This window comes from Peteryoungia rhizophila (assembly GCF_004912145.1).
GTDB lineage: Bacteria > Pseudomonadota > Alphaproteobacteria > Rhizobiales > Rhizobiaceae > Allorhizobium > Allorhizobium rhizophilum.
Genome location: NZ_STGT01000002.1, coordinates 887,210 through 903,509 on the forward strand (window position 1 = coordinate 887,210; position 16,300 = coordinate 903,509).

Annotated in this window: 17 protein-coding genes; 6 read left to right on the forward strand and 11 right to left on the reverse strand. The window is 60.6% G+C overall.

Translation table 11 applies throughout. The annotated features are described in order from the left end of the window. Positions 1-41: 41 nt before the first annotated feature. Positions 42-1,247: an OpgC family protein gene (locus tag E9677_RS10165; protein ID WP_136557967.1), complete on the reverse strand. Its 1,206-nt coding sequence runs from the start codon at positions 1,245-1,247 to the stop codon at positions 42-44. Positions 1,248-1,437: 190 nt separating this feature from the next. Beyond that, complete coding sequence (locus tag E9677_RS10170; RefSeq protein WP_235882901.1) at positions 1,438-2,565, reverse strand: calcium:proton antiporter; 1,128 nt, start codon at positions 2,563-2,565, stop codon at positions 1,438-1,440. A gap of 126 nt (positions 2,566-2,691) precedes the next feature. Here E9677_RS10170 and E9677_RS10175 point away from each other — a divergent pair, with 126 nt between their 5' ends. Continuing rightward, positions 2,692-2,961, forward strand: coding sequence for a DUF2188 domain-containing protein (locus tag E9677_RS10175; RefSeq protein WP_112246489.1), 270 nt, complete (start codon positions 2,692-2,694; stop codon positions 2,959-2,961). 53 nt (positions 2,962-3,014) lie between these two features. Here E9677_RS10175 and E9677_RS10180 read toward each other — a convergent pair whose 3' ends face one another. Next, complete coding sequence (locus tag E9677_RS10180; RefSeq protein WP_136557969.1) at positions 3,015-3,941, reverse strand: LysR family transcriptional regulator; 927 nt, start codon at positions 3,939-3,941, stop codon at positions 3,015-3,017. Positions 3,942-4,034: 93 nt separating this feature from the next. Between E9677_RS10180 and E9677_RS10185 the strand changes: the two genes are divergently transcribed. Both E9677_RS10185 and E9677_RS10190 read left to right on the forward strand, forming a co-directional pair. After that, complete coding sequence (locus tag E9677_RS10185; RefSeq protein ID WP_136557970.1) at positions 4,035-5,072, forward strand: NAD(P)H-binding protein; 1,038 nt, start codon at positions 4,035-4,037, stop codon at positions 5,070-5,072. Continuing rightward, on the forward strand, positions 5,069-5,449 hold the full coding sequence (locus tag E9677_RS10190; RefSeq protein WP_136557971.1) for a DUF6220 domain-containing protein: 381 nt from the start codon (positions 5,069-5,071) through the stop codon (positions 5,447-5,449). The genes E9677_RS10185 and E9677_RS10190 overlap by 4 nt, the downstream gene beginning before the upstream one ends. Before the next feature lie 56 nt (positions 5,450-5,505). Here the strand turns inward: E9677_RS10190 and E9677_RS10195 are convergent, their stop codons facing one another. The 4 genes from E9677_RS10195 to trxB form a co-directional block, all read right to left on the reverse strand. Next, positions 5,506-6,606, reverse strand: coding sequence for an alkene reductase (locus E9677_RS10195; RefSeq protein ID WP_136557972.1), 1,101 nt, complete (start codon positions 6,604-6,606; stop codon positions 5,506-5,508). A gap of 59 nt (positions 6,607-6,665) precedes the next feature. Further along, a complete protein-coding gene (locus tag E9677_RS10200) occupies positions 6,666-6,959 on the reverse strand; it encodes an ArsR/SmtB family transcription factor (protein WP_136557973.1) in 294 nt (97 codons plus the stop codon). A gap of 364 nt (positions 6,960-7,323) precedes the next feature. After that, the gene (locus tag E9677_RS10205; RefSeq protein WP_136557974.1) at positions 7,324-8,220 is read right to left on the reverse strand and encodes a LysR family transcriptional regulator VtlR; all 897 of its coding nucleotides are present in this window, start codon (positions 8,218-8,220) and stop codon (positions 7,324-7,326) included. A gap of 21 nt (positions 8,221-8,241) precedes the next feature. Beyond that, positions 8,242-9,219 (reverse strand): thioredoxin-disulfide reductase, encoded by a 978-nt coding sequence (trxB, locus tag E9677_RS10210; RefSeq protein WP_136557975.1) that lies wholly within the window; start codon positions 9,217-9,219, stop codon positions 8,242-8,244. Between the two features lie 235 nt (positions 9,220-9,454). Between trxB and E9677_RS10215 the strand changes: the two genes are divergently transcribed. Further along, entirely contained in the window at positions 9,455-9,922 is a 468-nt protein-coding gene (locus E9677_RS10215) for an Lrp/AsnC family transcriptional regulator (protein ID WP_112246473.1), read from the forward strand. Between the two features lie 13 nt (positions 9,923-9,935). Here E9677_RS10215 and E9677_RS10220 read toward each other — a convergent pair whose 3' ends face one another. The 4 genes from E9677_RS10220 to greA are packed head-to-tail and all read right to left on the reverse strand — an operon-like array spanning position 9,936 to position 13,341. Beyond that, entirely contained in the window at positions 9,936-10,538 is a 603-nt protein-coding gene (locus E9677_RS10220) for a class I SAM-dependent methyltransferase (protein WP_168801163.1), read from the reverse strand. A gap of 50 nt (positions 10,539-10,588) precedes the next feature. Further along, positions 10,589-11,782 carry a capsular polysaccharide export protein, LipB/KpsS family gene (locus E9677_RS10225; RefSeq protein ID WP_136557977.1) on the reverse strand — a complete coding sequence of 398 codons (1,194 nt, stop codon included), beginning with the start codon at positions 11,780-11,782 and terminating at the stop codon, positions 10,589-10,591. Then, positions 11,775-12,842 carry a glycosyltransferase family 4 protein gene (locus tag E9677_RS10230; RefSeq protein ID WP_136557978.1) on the reverse strand — a complete coding sequence of 356 codons (1,068 nt, stop codon included), beginning with the start codon at positions 12,840-12,842 and terminating at the stop codon, positions 11,775-11,777. The genes E9677_RS10225 and E9677_RS10230 overlap by 8 nt, the downstream gene beginning before the upstream one ends. Positions 12,843-12,864: 22 nt before the next feature. Next, positions 12,865-13,341 carry a transcription elongation factor GreA gene (gene greA / locus E9677_RS10235; protein ID WP_136557979.1) on the reverse strand — a complete coding sequence of 159 codons (477 nt, stop codon included), beginning with the start codon at positions 13,339-13,341 and terminating at the stop codon, positions 12,865-12,867. Between the two features lie 266 nt (positions 13,342-13,607). Here greA and E9677_RS10240 point away from each other — a divergent pair, with 266 nt between their 5' ends. Together E9677_RS10240 and E9677_RS10245 are read left to right on the forward strand one after the other, a co-directional pair. After that, a complete protein-coding gene (locus tag E9677_RS10240; RefSeq protein WP_136557980.1) occupies positions 13,608-14,837 on the forward strand; it encodes a putative DNA modification/repair radical SAM protein in 1,230 nt (409 codons plus the stop codon). After that, on the forward strand, positions 14,837-16,297 hold the full coding sequence (locus E9677_RS10245) for a UdgX family uracil-DNA binding protein (protein WP_136557981.1): 1,461 nt from the start codon (positions 14,837-14,839) through the stop codon (positions 16,295-16,297). Before E9677_RS10240 ends, E9677_RS10245 begins: the two co-directional genes overlap by 1 nt. Positions 16,298-16,300: the final 3 nt, after the last annotated feature.

The following is a 16,300-nucleotide window of genomic DNA, read 5'->3' on the forward strand; positions in this document are numbered from 1 at the left end:
CGAAGGAGCGGACCCTGAGGCCCGCTCGCGAATGTCCGATATCATGCCGGCGTCTTGACCCAACTGCCTAGATACGGCGCGTTGGCGAAGATCTTCTCCCGGTCTCGCCAGATGGCGGGCAGGGCGAGGATGCCGAGGGCAGCAACAGTGATGAAGGTCTTGGTCAACTGCGACAGTTCCGGCGTGCGGGCGTCGATATAGTAGACCGCATAGACGATCAGCACGTGCCAGACATAGATCTGCAGCGAATGCCGGCCGAGCAGCTGCAGGAAATTCAATGTGAAAACACTGGTGATCGTGGAGGCGATCTTACGGATCAGCGCGTTTTCGTGACGCGGGCCGGCGATCAGGATCCAGGCGATGCCATAGGCGACCGCTGCGAAATTGAGCAGATACACCGGACCGAAGTCGGCGCGGACTTCCATCAGGCCGAATTTCTCCAGTACGAAGCCGGGCATGAAGCCGTGGGCGGTCGCGATACGGAGCGGCAGGAAGAAGAGCGTGACGGCGAGCGCCGTCCACACCAGCGTGGTGCGGTTGGGGTCGAAGACCTTCTGCCACTCGATCTTTTTCATCGAGGTCAGCGTGCCCGCGATGATGCCGGCGAAGAAGACGATCTGCCAGCCGAGGAGGTTGAAGGAGACGCGCAGGCCCTCCTCATCCGGAGCGCCGGCGAGCCAGGCATCGAGCGGATAGGTGACGATTCGATGCAGGCCGAGCTGCGCCGCGAGCCAGACGAGCAGGGAGCCGATGGCGACGCCCAGCCAGTGACCGCGCAGGCAGAGCCAGATGACCACGGGCGCAAACACCATGTAGGCGATGTACTGGGGCAGGATGTCCATGAAGGTGGGCTGCACCAGGAAGGTGGCAATGGGCGCCAGGGAACTCGGTTCGAGCAGGCTCGCATCACCCAGCCAGTTGTTCCAGGCAGAGGCGGCGCCAGGCAGGACCAGTTGCAGGGCGAGAACGATGAGGATGATCGCCATGGCGTAGCGATAGAGCTCAAGCGCCCGCGACCAGATCTTGTCACGGCCGACAGCATAGCCATCCTTCATCATCTTACGGCTGTAGACCATGCCGGTCAGCAGACCAGAAAGGAAGACGAAGCCTTGCGCATCCTCGACGAAGGCGAGGTTGCGATGGTTGATTTCAACGAGCCAAAGGCCCCCCGTGAACACCAGGTGGTTGATCAGCATGAAGACGAGGAAGTAACCCCGCATGCCGTCGATCACATCCAATCTTTTCACGTTCGACTCCCGAGTTGGCCCCCCGGTCACCCGCGGCGGCGATCTTCATCCGCATCGTGTTGAGAATGCGGCGTCAGGCCCAGTCGGGGCCGGTTCTCGCGGGAGGAACGGAACTTTTCCATAAAAGTTCCCCGATAAATTGCTCACGGATCCGTGCCCTGAAGTTGAGCGGGGAGACAAGTGGCGCGAATCAGAGGCCCAGGAATGCGAGCATGATGAAGGTGGCGAAAAGGACGAAATGGGTCATTCCTTCAATCGCATTCGTCTCGCCGTCGTTGAGATTGATGGCGGCCGCAACGAGGGTAATGGCCACCATCGTCGTCTGCACCGGGGTCATGGCCATGACGAAAGGCTGGCCGGTGTAGAGCGCGATCGCTTCCATGACCGGCACGGTCAGGATAACGGTCGAGAGTGAGGCACCCATGGCGATGTTGACCACGGCCTGCATGCGGTTTCGCAAGGCTGCGCGCAGGGCGGTGAGGATTTCGGGCGCGGCCGAGATCCCGGCAACGAGGATCGCAGTCAGCGCGATCGGCGCGCCGGTGCCTTCGAGGCCGGCATCCATCATGACTGACATGATCTCGGCCAGCACGCCGATCAGGACGACGCCGAAGAGGATCACGGCGATAGACCAAATCGTCGACCCCTCCTGCGCTTCCTCAGCGACGGGAGCCTCTTCGGCCTGGAGTAATGCCGACGGCTGGTCCCAGGGGCGAGCGGATTGGCGGCCGGGATAGCTGTAGGAAAAGAAGTAGCTGTGCGTACCCACCTGCATGCGCAGGAAGAGCGCGTAGAGGGCGATCATCGCACCGATGGTGAAGACGGAATAGTATTGCCAGCGGTCGCGGGGCACGAATTCCGGCACGATCATCGAGATGCCCATGGCCGTCAGGATCATCACGCCGTAGGTCTTGCCACTGTCGTCATTGTAGGATTGCTCGCCGTGCTTCAAGCCTCCGAGCAGAGCGGCAAGGCCGAGGATGCCGTTGATATCCAGCATCACCGCGGAATAGATCGTGTCGCGCACCAGGGTGGGTGAGGATCCGTTGTTCATCATGATGGCGAGGATGAGCACCTCCACTGCGACGGCGGACAATGTCAGAATCATCGTGCCATAGGGATCGCCGACCTTGTGGGCGAGGATCTCGGCGTGATGGGCGACGCGCATCGAGCCGACGACGATGGCCGCGATCAGGATGGCAGCACCGATCAGCGAGGCCGCCTGTCCCATTTCCAGCACCGCATGTTCAGAGAACCAGGCAATGATGGCGACGGCGATCGGGATGAGGAGAAGTCTTTCCTGCCTGATGAGGGACACGGCTCGTTCCTTGTGATGGCGTGCGCTGGAAACGGGTAACTCTGGCCGCTGTTCCGACGATGTCCGGCTTCGATTTGCGGTCCGCCGGATTTGATGGAATAATCGCATCAGAGGAGGAAAGTGGCCATGGTGAAGATCATCTATGAGATCGTCCAACATGATGGAGGCTGGGCCTATCGCCTGGGAGGCGTCTATTCGGAAGCCTTCGCGACGCATGACCAGGCCCTGGAGGCGGTCAGGATCGTCATGGCCGAGCAGCAGGTCGGCGACGAGAGCGTGACGATCAGCTATCAGGACGAAAGCGGTCGCTGGCACGAGGAATACAGCGATGGGGGAGACCGCCCCGAAGTGGAAGTGGTCGACAGTTTCGAGGGCGAAGCGCCGCCATCTCCCTGACCTGTCGGGGCGAATCGAATCAAAGGCTTGGTCGATTGCGCTGGAGTGTTGATTCAGCGCGGCAGGTTGTTCGAACCCTTGCTGCCGCCGGTCCTTATCCAGTCGCCGAGCCCCGCGACGAGCGCATCGAACGTGGTGCGAAACCGTGGCACCGTCCTCAAGTTTTCATGCATCACAACAAAGGTCTCGAGCGCGAGTTCTAGCGTGCCTGGCAGGATCTCCACGAGGTCGGGTTCGCGGGCGCCGATCGCATTCTGGCACATGCCTATCCCGAGACCTGCGCGGATCGCTGCCAGCTGGACGAGATTGCTGTCGGCGCGAAAGTCGAATGTCACGTCTGCGAGATGCGGGCGGGTTTTCAGCAGGTCCCTGATATAGGCGAGCTGTCGATCGAAGCCGATCAGGCGATGCTTCGTCAATTCTTCCAACGATTGGGGCATGCCGTGGCGGTCGAGATAGCTGCGATGGGCGTGAAAGCCGAGCGATATGAAACCGATCCGGCGACTGACCAGGGCAGACTGGGTCGGCCGCACCATGCGGATGGCAATATCCGCTTCCTGCTGCAGCAGGTCCTCGATCAAATCAGAGGCGGAGAGTTCGATCTCCAGGTCCGGGTGGGCCTCCTGAAGTCGGGCGAGGATGGGCGGCAGTGTTTCGGCCGCGATGACTTCGCTCGCGCTGATGCGAACCGTGCCGCGCACTTCCTCCATGTCGCCGGAGGCGATGCGCGCGAGGGCCGAGGACATGGCGGCCATCGTCTTTGCATGGCCCTGCATGGCGAGCGCCTTCTCGGTCGGCAACAGTCCCTGCTGGGTTCTCAGAAATAGCGGTGCTCCAAAGGCGCGTTCCAGCGCCTCTATGTGGCGACCGGCCGTCGGTTGGGTCAGGCCGAGGGACCGTGCGGCAGCGGACAGCGACCCCGTTTCGAGGACGGCGAGAAAGGTGCGGAAATAATCCCAGCTGATTTGATCGAGTGCCATACATTATTGTATATCAAATGAACGTTCTTTTGCAATTTTGAATATCAAGCGGGAATGGCAAAGTCACTCCAGTTCAAACCACAGGAGATGACGATGACAGACCTTCCCACGACCTCGCTGCAGGCTCCTCTCGCACTAGTGCTCGGCGCCACAGGCGGCCTCGGCGGTGCACTTGCCGAAGCACTGCTGCAGCGCGGCTACCGCGTTCGTGCCATGCACAGGGCGCCGGACAAGCAGCGCCTGATGCGCCCACGTTACGAATGGGTGTCAGGGGATGCCATGATCTCAGGTGATGTGCTGCGGGCCGCTGAAGGCGCCAGTGTCATCGTTCACGGCGTCAATCCGCCAGGCTACCAGAACTGGGGTGAACTGGTTCTTCCGATGATCGACAACACGATCGCCGCCGCCCATGCGGTGGGTGCGCGTATCCTGATGCCGGGCACGATCTACAATTTCGGCGCCGACACCTTTCCGCTTCTGAAGGAGGACAGCCGGCAGGCGCCGCAGACCGTGAAGGGCAAGATCCGCGTCGAGCTCGAGCAGCGTCTCGAGCAGGCGGCAGGCGAGGGTGTGCCTGTGATCATCGTCCGGGCCGGCGACTTCTTCGGGCCAGATGCCGGTAATAACTGGTTCGCACAGAGCTTGGTCCAGCCGGGCAAACCGGTGCGTTTCGCCCTCAATCCCGGCCGCAAGGGTGTCGGACATGCCTGGGCCTATCTGCCGGATGTGGCGGAAACCTTCATTCGGCTTCTCGATCGGGCAGACGAGCTGCCGCGCTTTGCCCGTTTTCACATGGACGGCCACTATGATCATGACGGGATGCAGATGGTTCGAGCGATCGGCAGGGCCGTTGGTCGTCCCTATATCCTCTCGTTCGGCTTTCCCTGGCGGCTGGCCGGTCTCGCCCGTGCCTTCGTGCCGCTGATCAAGGAACTGCATGAAATGCGGTATCTTTGGCGGGAGACGATCCGGCTCGACAATGGCGCGCTTCGCGGGTTTCTCGGCGAGGAGCCGCATACGCCGATCGACCACGCCGTAATGGTCACGCTGGAGAGCCTGGGTTGCCTTCCCAATCCCGGAACCATGACTGCTTCAGAGGGCGCACGGCTGATGGCTGAGGGCGGACGATGAGCAGCGCAGCGTCCGTTTCCTCGATGCCTCGACCTGGCTTCCGCGCTCTTGCGGTGCTCACCCTCGTCGGGATCGCCGCCCAGTTCTTCCTTGCCGGGATGACGGTATTCGGGGCCGGGACCGGATGGGAGGCACATGCTGCAACCGGTGGGGCCGTGGGTCTGCCGATCCTCGGGCTTTTCCTGATGTCATTCCTTGCCGGTCTGCGCGAGCATCGCCGGATGGCGAGTGTCCTGTTTACCCTCTATCTGCTTCAGGTCACGCTCGCGGCGGTCGGTCAGGGCCAGCCGCTGATCGGGGCGCTGCATCCTGTCAACGGGTTGCTTATGGGCTTGCTCGCGGCGCGTCTCAACTTTCGGCTGGGGTTTCGCCGTTGAGGTTGCGACACGTCAACAAGAAAAGGGCTCCCGGTTTCGCGGGAGCCCTCTGCATATCAGGCGAGAGCCGGATAGGTGATGTAGCCCTCGGCGCCGCCGCCATAGAGCGTCGCCTGGTCCAGTGGATTGAGCGCGGTGTCTTCCTTCAGGCGACGGACGAGGTCCGGGTTGGCAATGAAGGGGCGGCCGAAAGCCACGAGATCGGCGTAACCGCTGTCGACCGCCTCGATTGCCGAGGCGCGGTCATAGCCGTTGTTGACGATCCAGGCGCCCTTGCCGCCGGCGTCACGATAGGCGGCTTTCAGCGCCTTCCAGTCGAAGGGCAGGACGTCACGCGCGCCACCGGTCGCACCTTCGATGACATGCACGAAGGCCAGATCGTATTTCGCCAGCGCTTCGACGAGTGCGGTGTAGACGGCCTTCGGATCCGGATCGGAGACGTCATTGGCCGGTGTCGTCGGTGAAATGCGGATGCCGGTCTTGTCGGCGCCGATTTCCTTGGTCACGGCTTCGACGACTTCCAGCGTCAGGCGGATGCGGTTCTCGATCGAGCCACCATATTGATCCGTGCGCTGGTTGCTGTTCGAACGCATGAACTGCTCGAGCAGATAGCCATTGGCAGCGTGGATCTCGACGCCGTCGAAACCGGCCACCACGGCCGCGCGGGCGGCCTTGCGATAGTCTTCGATGATGCCGGCAAGTTCGGCGGTCTCAAGGGCGCGAGGTTCGGAGGTTTCGACGAAGGCGCCGGAGCCGTCCGCGTTCAGGACATAGGTCTTGGACTTGGCCGCAATGGAGGAAGGGGCGACCGGCTTGCCGTCATTCGGCTGCAGGCTGGTGTGGGAGATGCGGCCGACATGCCAGATCTGAGTGACAATCTTGCCGCCCGCCTGGTGGACGGCGTCCGTCACCGTCTTCCAGCCATCAATGGCTTCGGATTTGTAGAGACCCGGCACATCGGCATAGCCTTGCGCCTGATGGGTGATCGCCGTGCCTTCGCTGATGATCAGGCCGGCCGTCGCGCGCTGGCGATAATATTCGACGTTGAGATCGTTCGGAACGGCGCCCGGCGAACGATTGCGCGTCAGCGGCGCCATGGCAATGCGGTTGGAAAGGGCGATGCTGCCGACGGATGTCGGTTCAAAAAGTCTGGACATGAAACCTCTCGGGGGTTTCCAATGATGGGAAGGTTCATTGGGAAACCCGATGTGGGGCTTCAGAGTGTTCCGTTCAAGGTCTTTACGAACTCGGCGATGGCATCTTCGTTGCGGCGGTAGAGAACCCGCTGGCCGACGCGTTTCGAGCTGATCAGGCCTGCACGCTGCAGGGTTGCGAGATGGGCGGATACGGCGGACTGGGACAGGCCCGACCGTTCGAACTGCCCGGCGCTGATGCCCTCGGCGGCATCTTCCTTGGGCACGCCGAAAAACTCTTTCGGGTCCTTCAGCCAGATCAACATTTCCATGCGTGCTGGATGTGCCAGCGCCTTCATCACGTCCTCCAGGAACATGTCCCCTCCAATGCGAGCAGCCAAATCAAATCTGTGGCGGTCCGAACACTGGGCGTCCGCGTTACCGTGGACGGCGTCAGTTCCGCCTGACGCATAAACGTGGAATCGAACTTATCGTTCCATCGAGAAAACAAAAAAAGAGGGCCACCGGAAAACCAGGGCCCTTTGAATTGTGAAGGTCAAAAACCTCCAGAGGGGAACAGCTGCTGCGGTGGAACTGGGAGGAAAAAGCCACCATGTGCATCAGCTGTGTGCGATATGGTGGTTTTTTGTGCAGTGTACAATGCTTTTTTATGCATGTCAGGCATGCGTGAGTTGCAACTCTGTGTGCTGAGCCCACAAACAAGGCAGCCCGAGGGTTGCTTCAGAAGTTCCAGTTACGTGCTTTGGCGACGATGAAGTCCCTGAAAGCCTTGAGCTTCGCTGCGTTCTTGATCTCGTCGGGATAGCAGAAATACGTGTCGAATGAGGGGATGTCGGCCGGGATTGCAAGTTGCACGAGACCCGGATCGCGCCCGACGATGTAGTCGGGCAACATGGCTATGCCGATGCCGAGCAGGCAGGCGCGCTTGATCGAGGTCTGGCTGTTGATCTGCAGATGCGGCATCCGGGCATTGTCGGAAGAGCGACCTGCCGTTTCCAGCCAGTTGACGTCGAGCAGGTAGTTCGGCGCGGGTTCGCCGAAGGAAATGATCTTGTGGTTGTCCAGGTCCTCGATCGACTGCGGTTCGCCGTAGCGATTGATGTAGGATGGTGCCGCATAGACATGCATGTGCACGGTGAAGAGCTTGCGCTGGATCAGGTCCGACTGCTGTGGCTGACGGAGACGAATGGCGCAGTCGGCATGGCGCATGTTGACGTCCAGTTCCTCGTTGTCGAGGAGCAGCTGGATCGACATTTCCGGATAGAGCTGCAGGAATTCCTGCACCTTGTCGGTGAGCCAGCCCTGGCCGAGGCCGACCGTGGTCGTGACGCGCAGCTTGCCGCTCGGCTTTTCGGTCGTTTCCGTCAGCTGCATCTTCACGGTCTGCAGCTTCATCAGAACGTCATGCGCCGTCCGGTAGAGCAACTCGCCCTGTTCGGTGAGGATCAAGCCGCGGGCATGGCGGTGAAAGAGCTTCACCCCGATGTCCTGTTCCAGAGACGAGACCTGGCGACTGATCGCCGACTGCGAAAGGTGCAGCTTGTCGGCGGCATGGGTGAAGGACCCGGCTTCGGCGGCCGCGTGGAAAATGCGCAGTTTGTCCCAGTCCAACGGCATGCCAGCCCCCCTCATGTCGCTTTACTCCGCGGCTTGCTGCGTTTCCACCGGGATTGCCGACAGGAAGCGTTCGGCCTCCAGAGCCGCCATGCATCCCATGCCGGCGGCGGTAATCGCCTGACGGTAGACATCATCGGTCACGTCACCGGCGGCGAAGATACCGGGCACGTCTGTCGCGGTCGAATCCGGAGCTGTCCAGAGATAGCCGTTGGACTTGATCTTCAGCTTGTCCTTGAACAGTTCGACGGCCGGGGCATGGCCGATGGCGACGAAGACGCCGTCGATCGGCATGTCGGTGACGGCACCCGTCAACTCGTCCTTCAGCTTCACGCCGGAAACCGATGGCGGCATGGGCGGTTTGGCGGGCGCGCCTGTGATCTCATCGACCGTGGTGTTCCAGAGAACACGGATGTTGTCCTTCGCAAACAAGCGCTCCTGCAGGATCTTTTCCGAGCGGAAGCTGTCGCGGCGATGGACGACCGTGACCGACTTGCAGATATGCGACAGGTAGAGCGCTTCCTCGACGGCCGAATTGCCGCCGCCGACCACGATGACATCCTTGTTGCGATAGAAGAAGCCGTCGCAGGTGGCGCAGGCGGAGACGCCAAAACCCTGGAAATGCTGTTCGCTTTCGATGCCGAGCCATTTGGCCTTGGCGCCGGTGCAGATGATGAGTGTGTCGGCGGTCCAGACCTGACCGCTGTCGGTTGAGACCGTGAAGGGACGGCGGCTGGTGTCGACTTCCGTGACCAGATCGCTGACGATCTCGGTGCCGACATGGATCGCCTGGTTGAGCATCTGCTCCATCAGCCAGGGGCCCTGGATCGGATCGGCAAAACCCGGATAATTCTCGACATCCGTCGTGATCATCAACTGGCCACCCTGTTCCATGCCAGCGACCAGAACCGGCTTCAGCATGGCACGGGCAGCATAGATGGCGGCGGTGTAGCCGGCAGGGCCGGAGCCGATGATCAGCACCTTCGTGTGGCGGGCAGTCATGTCGCTTCCTTTCAACGCGCAGTCCTCTATCGACCGGGGCCTCGATATGGGTCTCGTCCGGTCCTCGCGCAACTGGCGCCCATTTAGGATCGAAGCGAAGCGCAATTCAAGGCATGGGGGCGCATTAGCAACAGGGCATTGCCCTGCCGCGCAATAATTGTGCGTGAGTGCGGCTGATTATTGCCAATTGCGCCGGTTGGAGTAGATAACGGACATATCGTCAAAAGGAGCGGCCGTGCTCAAGGTAGAACTCGACGCCATCGACCTCAGGATCCTCAAGGAACTGCAGCGGGATGGACGGATGACCAATGTGGAACTCTCTGAGCGCGTCGGGATCTCGGCGCCGCCCTGCCTGAGGCGGGTCCGCAAGCTCGAAGAGGCGGGCGTGATCGAAAGCTATCACGCAGACTTGAATGCCAGTCGGCTGGGCTATGACCTCGTCGCCTTCTGCATGGTGGGGCTGAAGCACCAGTCCGAGGCCAACCTCAAGGCCTTTGCCGCGGCCACCGACAGCTGGCCGATCGTGCGACAGGCGTGGATGGTCAACGGCGACAGCGACTTCCTGCTGCATTGCGTGGCGGAGAACCTGACGCGCTTTCAGGACTTCGTCATCGAAGTGCTGACGGCGAATGAGCATGTCGACACTGTCCGGACCATGTTGACGATCCGGCAGGTGAAGAAGGTCGGCCTGGTAGAGATCTGAGGGGTTCTGGACCTTAGAAATTGCAGATAATGCATACCTGATCGTTGGGTTTTTGCTTTCGCCGGACCCATGCCCTTTCCAGTTTATACGCGGGGTCGATCTTCTGAAACAGTGAGAGCCATTGCGCCGGCTCCATTACGGTGAGGTGACTGTGGCCGTCATCATAGCACGCGATGACGTGGAAATTGTGCCGCGCACGAGAATGTAGCTTTGCCACTACGCTTTCCACGACGGAAGGCTCGAAATGCTCAAGGACATCGCCTGAACATATCAGGTCCGCCGACGGTATCTCGTCTTTGGTGACGTCCGCTCGTTGAACCTTTGCATTGTCCGGCAGGGCTCCGATCATTGGGGAGACTGCCCAGTCCAGTCCGGTCGCCGTCTCCACGTGCTGGGCGACGGCTTTGAGAAATCTGGCGTTCCCGCATCCAATCTCGACCACGCTCTTGGGCGAGCATGTCAGAAGTCTAGCCATCTCCGGTACTAGCCAATTGTTTTCTTGATACGCTCGGTTTTCCTCGTGCAGCTTTTGATAGTATTCTGCTTGCATCACCTGTTCGGTGCTGGGTCTTTTGTAGAGCCCCAGAAGCTTCCTAACCGATTTAACGATCCCCATCATTTCCCCCTTGGACCGCACCCCTGCAGTCTTTTCGCCTTAAGCCCCTGTCACCGCTGCAAGATCCACGTCTTGTAGGCCGCGGTCAGACGCGAATGTTCATCGATCCCATTAGCTCGGGAGCTGAGTGCATTCAATATATCAGCATCACCCTTGCGGACATCCCCACGCAAGAGAAAGACGTTGTGCACGTATCGAATGAAGGCGTTGATCACCGTGGTGTTCGGCGTCCAGCTTTCGATCGCAACCAGCGCGGCGTGGAGCTCTTGCTCGTTTCGACACTGCAGCACCATCCCCTCGACATTGTAGGGCGCGTTGCCCAACGTAATCACCTTCTTGCCGAGTAGGAGACTCTCAAGACCTACCGTCGAATTCACCGTCAGCACCGCCTCGGCACCTTCGATCAGCAGTCTTGTTTCATTGTGGTTTGCGAACAGGATGCGGGGGTGACGGCTAATCTGCTGCTGGATCGACAGCGGGAAGCTAGGATGCTCCTTCACTACAAAATGGCGTTCCGGAAAGCGCTCCGCCTGCTCGTAGATTACTTGATACAAGTGCCTCATGTCGGAGATCCATGGCGAGTGCTTGAGGATCTGCATGTCGCTTGGCACCTGCATCGGCACGAACATGTAGCGGGGCGGTGTCTCGACCTGGTTGGTAGCTTTCTGCTTGGACGGACGTTTCACGAGTTCTTGCGGGCGCTCATCCGAAATCTTGTCGGCCACCCACTCGTAGAATGCGTGGTCGCGGGGGAGCGTACTGTCGAAGTTGATGCCGGCGGTGTCTGCCTGGCTGGTTCCGGGAAAGAAGCCATTCTCTAGCACGAGCGTCTCACGTCGAAGGGTTTCGCTCACTGCCTTGGCGATCGAGTCAGGCATCAGGTAGCCGTTGAAGACCAGCGCCTTTGCTTGCGGATGATCCTCGAAGTAGGCGGCGACCAAAGCCGCCTGCAAACGGGCCCGCGACAACAGGAAAAAGCGGTAGGTGTTCCGGACAGGTGTGATCGAAAACAGCTGTGGCAGGCGGATCTGTCTGCGCATCAGGTTCCTGTCGACGAGGTAACCCGGATCAGGGACAGCGTTCGTTCCGATCAGCGCCGACAGAAATCCCTTCATGCCGCGTCTTTTCATCAAGCTGCTGCAGATGTATGTGAGCCTCGTCGGTATCGGCAAGATCCGCCCTGCTGAATGGCGGCTCAATGTACCCAACTGTTTCGTATGGCAGATGAATTCAACGTCACTCATGCGTCGCTACCATTAGCTGCTGGATGAGGCTGTCATAAACATCACACAGCGCTCGCGCTTCGCGCTCAAGCCCGAAATTAGCCACGACATAGTCGCGACCCTTACGGCCGGCTTCTTTGGCTTTCTGCGGCTGCAGGAAGGCCGCAATTGCGTCTCGCAGTTTTTCATAGTCCCCGGCCGGGACAACCGCTCCGGTTTCCCCTTCGATGATCATCTCCGCATAGGCGCCGGCATCGCTTGCGACCACGGCGGTCCCCGAGGCCATGGCCTCGAGTGGCGTCAGGCCGAAACCCTCATTGCGTGACGGAGCGACGTAAAGTGTCAACCGCTGGTACCAGGGCTTGATGTCGTCGACTTCGCCGAGGAAACGGATGCGGTCGGTCAGTCCGGCAGACGCGATGACTGCCTTGAGCTGATCGGCGAAGCCCGAATGCTCGGTGCTGATCCGCCCTGAGATGACTGCCGTCCATTCCGGATGTTGCGGCAAGAGTTCGATCATAGCTCGAACGAAGAGGTCTGTGCCCTTCTGGTGGCGGACGCGGCCGAAGCAACCGATGAGAAGCCGGCCCCTCAGATCCTCGGGATTGGTCGTGTCGGTCTTTTCGGACGGGTGGAAAAGCTCAAGGTCCACACCATGACGAATGACGGTGTGAGGTACTTTGAGGAACGAACCAGACTTTGCATTGGTCGCAACGACGGCGTCCATTTTCGAGATCAGCCAGCGGGTGTAGCGGCTGTGATGCCGCTGAGCTGCAGACGTGAAGAGCAGCTTGAGCGGCATGCGAAAGACGTCGCGCAATATCAGGCCGACCAGCATTTCGTTGTTGCGGCGGGCATGCCAAACGCGCGCGGTGGCGGCACTCGGACTCTTCCAGAGGCCGGGCAGCTGTGCCCAGCGCATTTTCGGCAAATGCGCCGGCAGCCCAGGACCTAGCGTCAGAATGCCGAGGCCCTGGCGGCGCTGCTCCGGAATGAGCTGAATCACGGTCGAGGTCACCCCGGAAAGGCGCCGCTTGAAATGCGGCGCGATTACCGTGATCTCGTCGAGGGATTGCGCCACAGAGGAGCCCTTCCGGCCTAGATCAGCCCCACTTGACCGCGAGGATCTCGTAGGCCTTGGAGCCACCAGGGGCGACGACTTCGATGCTGTCGCCGGCTTCCTTGCCGATCAGCGCGCGCGCAATCGGGGAGGAGATCGAGATGCGGCCAGCCTTCACGTCGGCTTCCTGGTCGCCGACGATCTGGTAGGTCTTCTCTTCGTCGGTGTCTTCGTCCATCAGCTTGACGGTGGCGCCGAACTTGATCTTGGAGCCGGACATCTTTGAGAGATCGATGACCTCTGCGCGGGCGACCAGGTCTTCCAGTTCGCCGACGCGACCTTCGTTGTGGCTCTGCGCTTCCTTGGCTGCGTGATATTCCGCATTTTCTGAAAGGTCGCCATGGGCGCGCGCCTCTGCAATCGCCTCGATGATGCGCGGACGCTCCTCCTGCTGGCGCCAGCGCAACTCTTCGTTGAGCCTGACGAAGCCGTTCTGCGTCATCGGTACCTTGTCTACCATTTCCTCTTCCTTCGTCTTCATGGCCGCAAAGCGGGCACAAAAGAAAACAGGTTCCGAAGCGAAGCTGCGGAACCAGTCACAAATCAGGTTGGTGACAACTATAGCAGAATGGTCAGCGGAATTTCCAGAGTTTTCGACATTCGATCCCCGGTGGTATTGGGAATTCAAGAAAAAGTAATTGTATCAGTCTCTTGGTGAGGCGATGGACGGAATGTCGCAGGCTGGTTCCTTGACGAACGCCAACAGAACATTTAGTGAACATAGATATGAAGAAGTCGCTCAAAGAACGTCTCGCCATTCTCTCCGATGCTGCGAAATACGATGCCTCCTGCGCTTCGAGCGGGACCACGAAGCGCGACTCTTCGGCCTCTGGCGGCCTCGGTTCGACGGAGGGATCCGGCATATGCCACGCCTATGCGCCTGACGGACGTTGCATCTCGCTGTTGAAGATCCTGCTGACGAATTTCTGCATCTATGACTGCGCCTATTGCATCAATCGTTCTTCGAGCAATGTCGAACGGGCGCGCTTCACGCCGGACGAGGTGGTGTGGCTGACGATCGAATTCTATCGGCGCAACTATATCGAGGGCCTGTTCCTGTCGTCGGGAATCATCCGCTCGTCGGACGACACGATGGCGGAGATGGTCAAGGTCGCGAGCGATCTCAGAACCAAGCATGACTTCCGTGGCTATATCCATCTGAAGACGATCCCGGAGGCTTCCGCGCATCTGGTGGAGGAGGCGGGGCTTTATGCCGACCGCCTGTCGATCAACATCGAATTGCCGACCGATCACGGCCTGGAGCGCTACGCGCCGGAAAAGCGGCCCGTGAACATCCGACGCTCGATGGCGGATCTGCGGCTCAAGATCGACGAGGCACGAGAGCCTACGCATACCGGTCGGCGCAAGAAGTTCGTGCCGGGCGGGCAGAGCACGCAGATGATTGTGGGGGCCGATGGCGCCGATGACGCCACGATCCTCGGTTCGAGTGCGCGGCTTTACAGCTCCTATGGATTGAAGCGCGTCTATTATTCCGCTTTCAGCCCGATACCGGACAGCTCGAAAAACCTGCCGCTGATCAAGCCACCCTTGATGCGGGAGCATCGCCTCTATCAGGCCGACTGGCTTTATCGTTTCTACGGTTTCTCGGTCGAGGAGATCTCGTCGATCGGGCAGGGTGGCATGCTCGACCTGGAACTGGATCCAAAGCTTGCCTGGGCACTCGCCAACCGCGATCGCTTTCCCGTCGACGTCAACAAGGCCGATCGCGAGACGTTGCTGCGTGTGCCGGGTTTCGGCACAAAGACCGTCAAAGGGCTTCTCTCAGCCCGCCGTCATCGGCGGGTGCGGCTGGAAGATCTGGCGCGGCTCGGCGTGTCGCTGAAGAAGGTCCGGTCCTTCATCGTCGCGGAGGGCTGGTCGCCCAATCACAGCCTCGATCGATCGGATCTTCGCGCTGTCTTCGCGCCGCCAGCCGAACAATTGTCGCTGTTCTGATGCGGACGGTGACGCTCGATGGGCGCGGTGATTTCGGTGAGTGGCGGGACGCTGCCCGACGGTTGCTGGTCGATGCGATCACGCCGGAGGAGGTGGGCTGGCAGTTGTCGGGGCAGGGCGGAGATCTGTTCGGGGTCGTTGGAGAGGCGGAGCCTGGGCAAACTGCACCGTCCGAAATGGTTGTGCCCAAAGGTTTCATCGAGGCCGCAGAAACGGCGATCTGCCATTCGGATCCGGATCGGTTTTCCCTTCTCTACCGCATCCTTTGGCGGTTGCAAGGTGAGCGAAACTTGCTGCACGTGACGTCCGACGCCGACGTCTCGCAGCTCGTGCGACTGATCAAGAACGTGAGGCGTGACAGCCACAAGATGAAGGCTTTCGTGCGGTTTCGCGAAGTGGAGGCGGTGCAGGCCGGGCGGCGGCGCTTCGTCGCCTGGTTCGAGCCGGAGCATTTCATCGTCTCGCGCACAGCCGGATTCTTCCAGCGGCGCTTTACCGACATGGACTGGCTGATTGCCACGCCGAAGGGTTCGGCGGCCTGGAACGGGGAGATGTTGAAGACGTCGCGCGAGCCTGCCGGTCGGCCGGAGGGCGAGGACGAAACGGACGAGCTGTGGCGCACCTATTTCGCCAATATCTTCAATCCGGCACGGGTCAAGATCCGGGCGATGCAGTCGGAAATGCCGAAGAAATATTGGAAGAACATGCCGGAGGCCTCGCTGATCCCGGATTTGATCGCGGGAGCGGAGCGTCGTGTCGCCGAAATGGCGGCGCGGCAGGCGAGCCAGCCGCCGGCCTTTCACGAGCGGTTGCAGGCGCATTGGCGTGGACGGGACGAAGAGGAAGCTCCTGATCTTTCTCCACTGGAACGTTTGCGGGAGGAGGCTGCGCAGTGCACGCGCTGTCCACTGCACTGCCAAGCCACGCAGACGGTGTTTGGCGAGGGACCTGCCGATGCCGAGATCCTGTTCGTCGGCGAACAACCGGGCGATACCGAGGATCTGGCCGGACGGCCCTTTATCGGTCCCGCCGGCCGGGTCTTCGATGAGGCAGTGGAGGCGGCCGGGATTGATCGGACCCAGGTCTACGTCACCAATGCGGTCAAGCACTTCAAATATGAGCGGCGCGGCAAGCGGCGCATCCATATGCGGCCCGATGCGGGTGAGGTCGCACATTGTCGCTGGTGGGTGGCGAAGGAGATCGAGATCATCCGGCCACGCATCGTCGTGGCGCTGGGCGCCACCGCCTATCTCTCGCTGACGGGCGAAAGCCGGCCGATCGCTGAGGTGCGCGGCATGCCGATTCCGATGCAGGAGGACCGCATGTTGCTCGTCACCACCCATCCCGCCGCGATTTTGAGAATGCCCGCCGAGGACCTCAAGGCACGCAGCCTCGAGGCTTTTCGGTCAGATCTTCAAGGCGTGCGGCGGCTTTTCGACACGCTGCCAGCCCCTTCATGACGG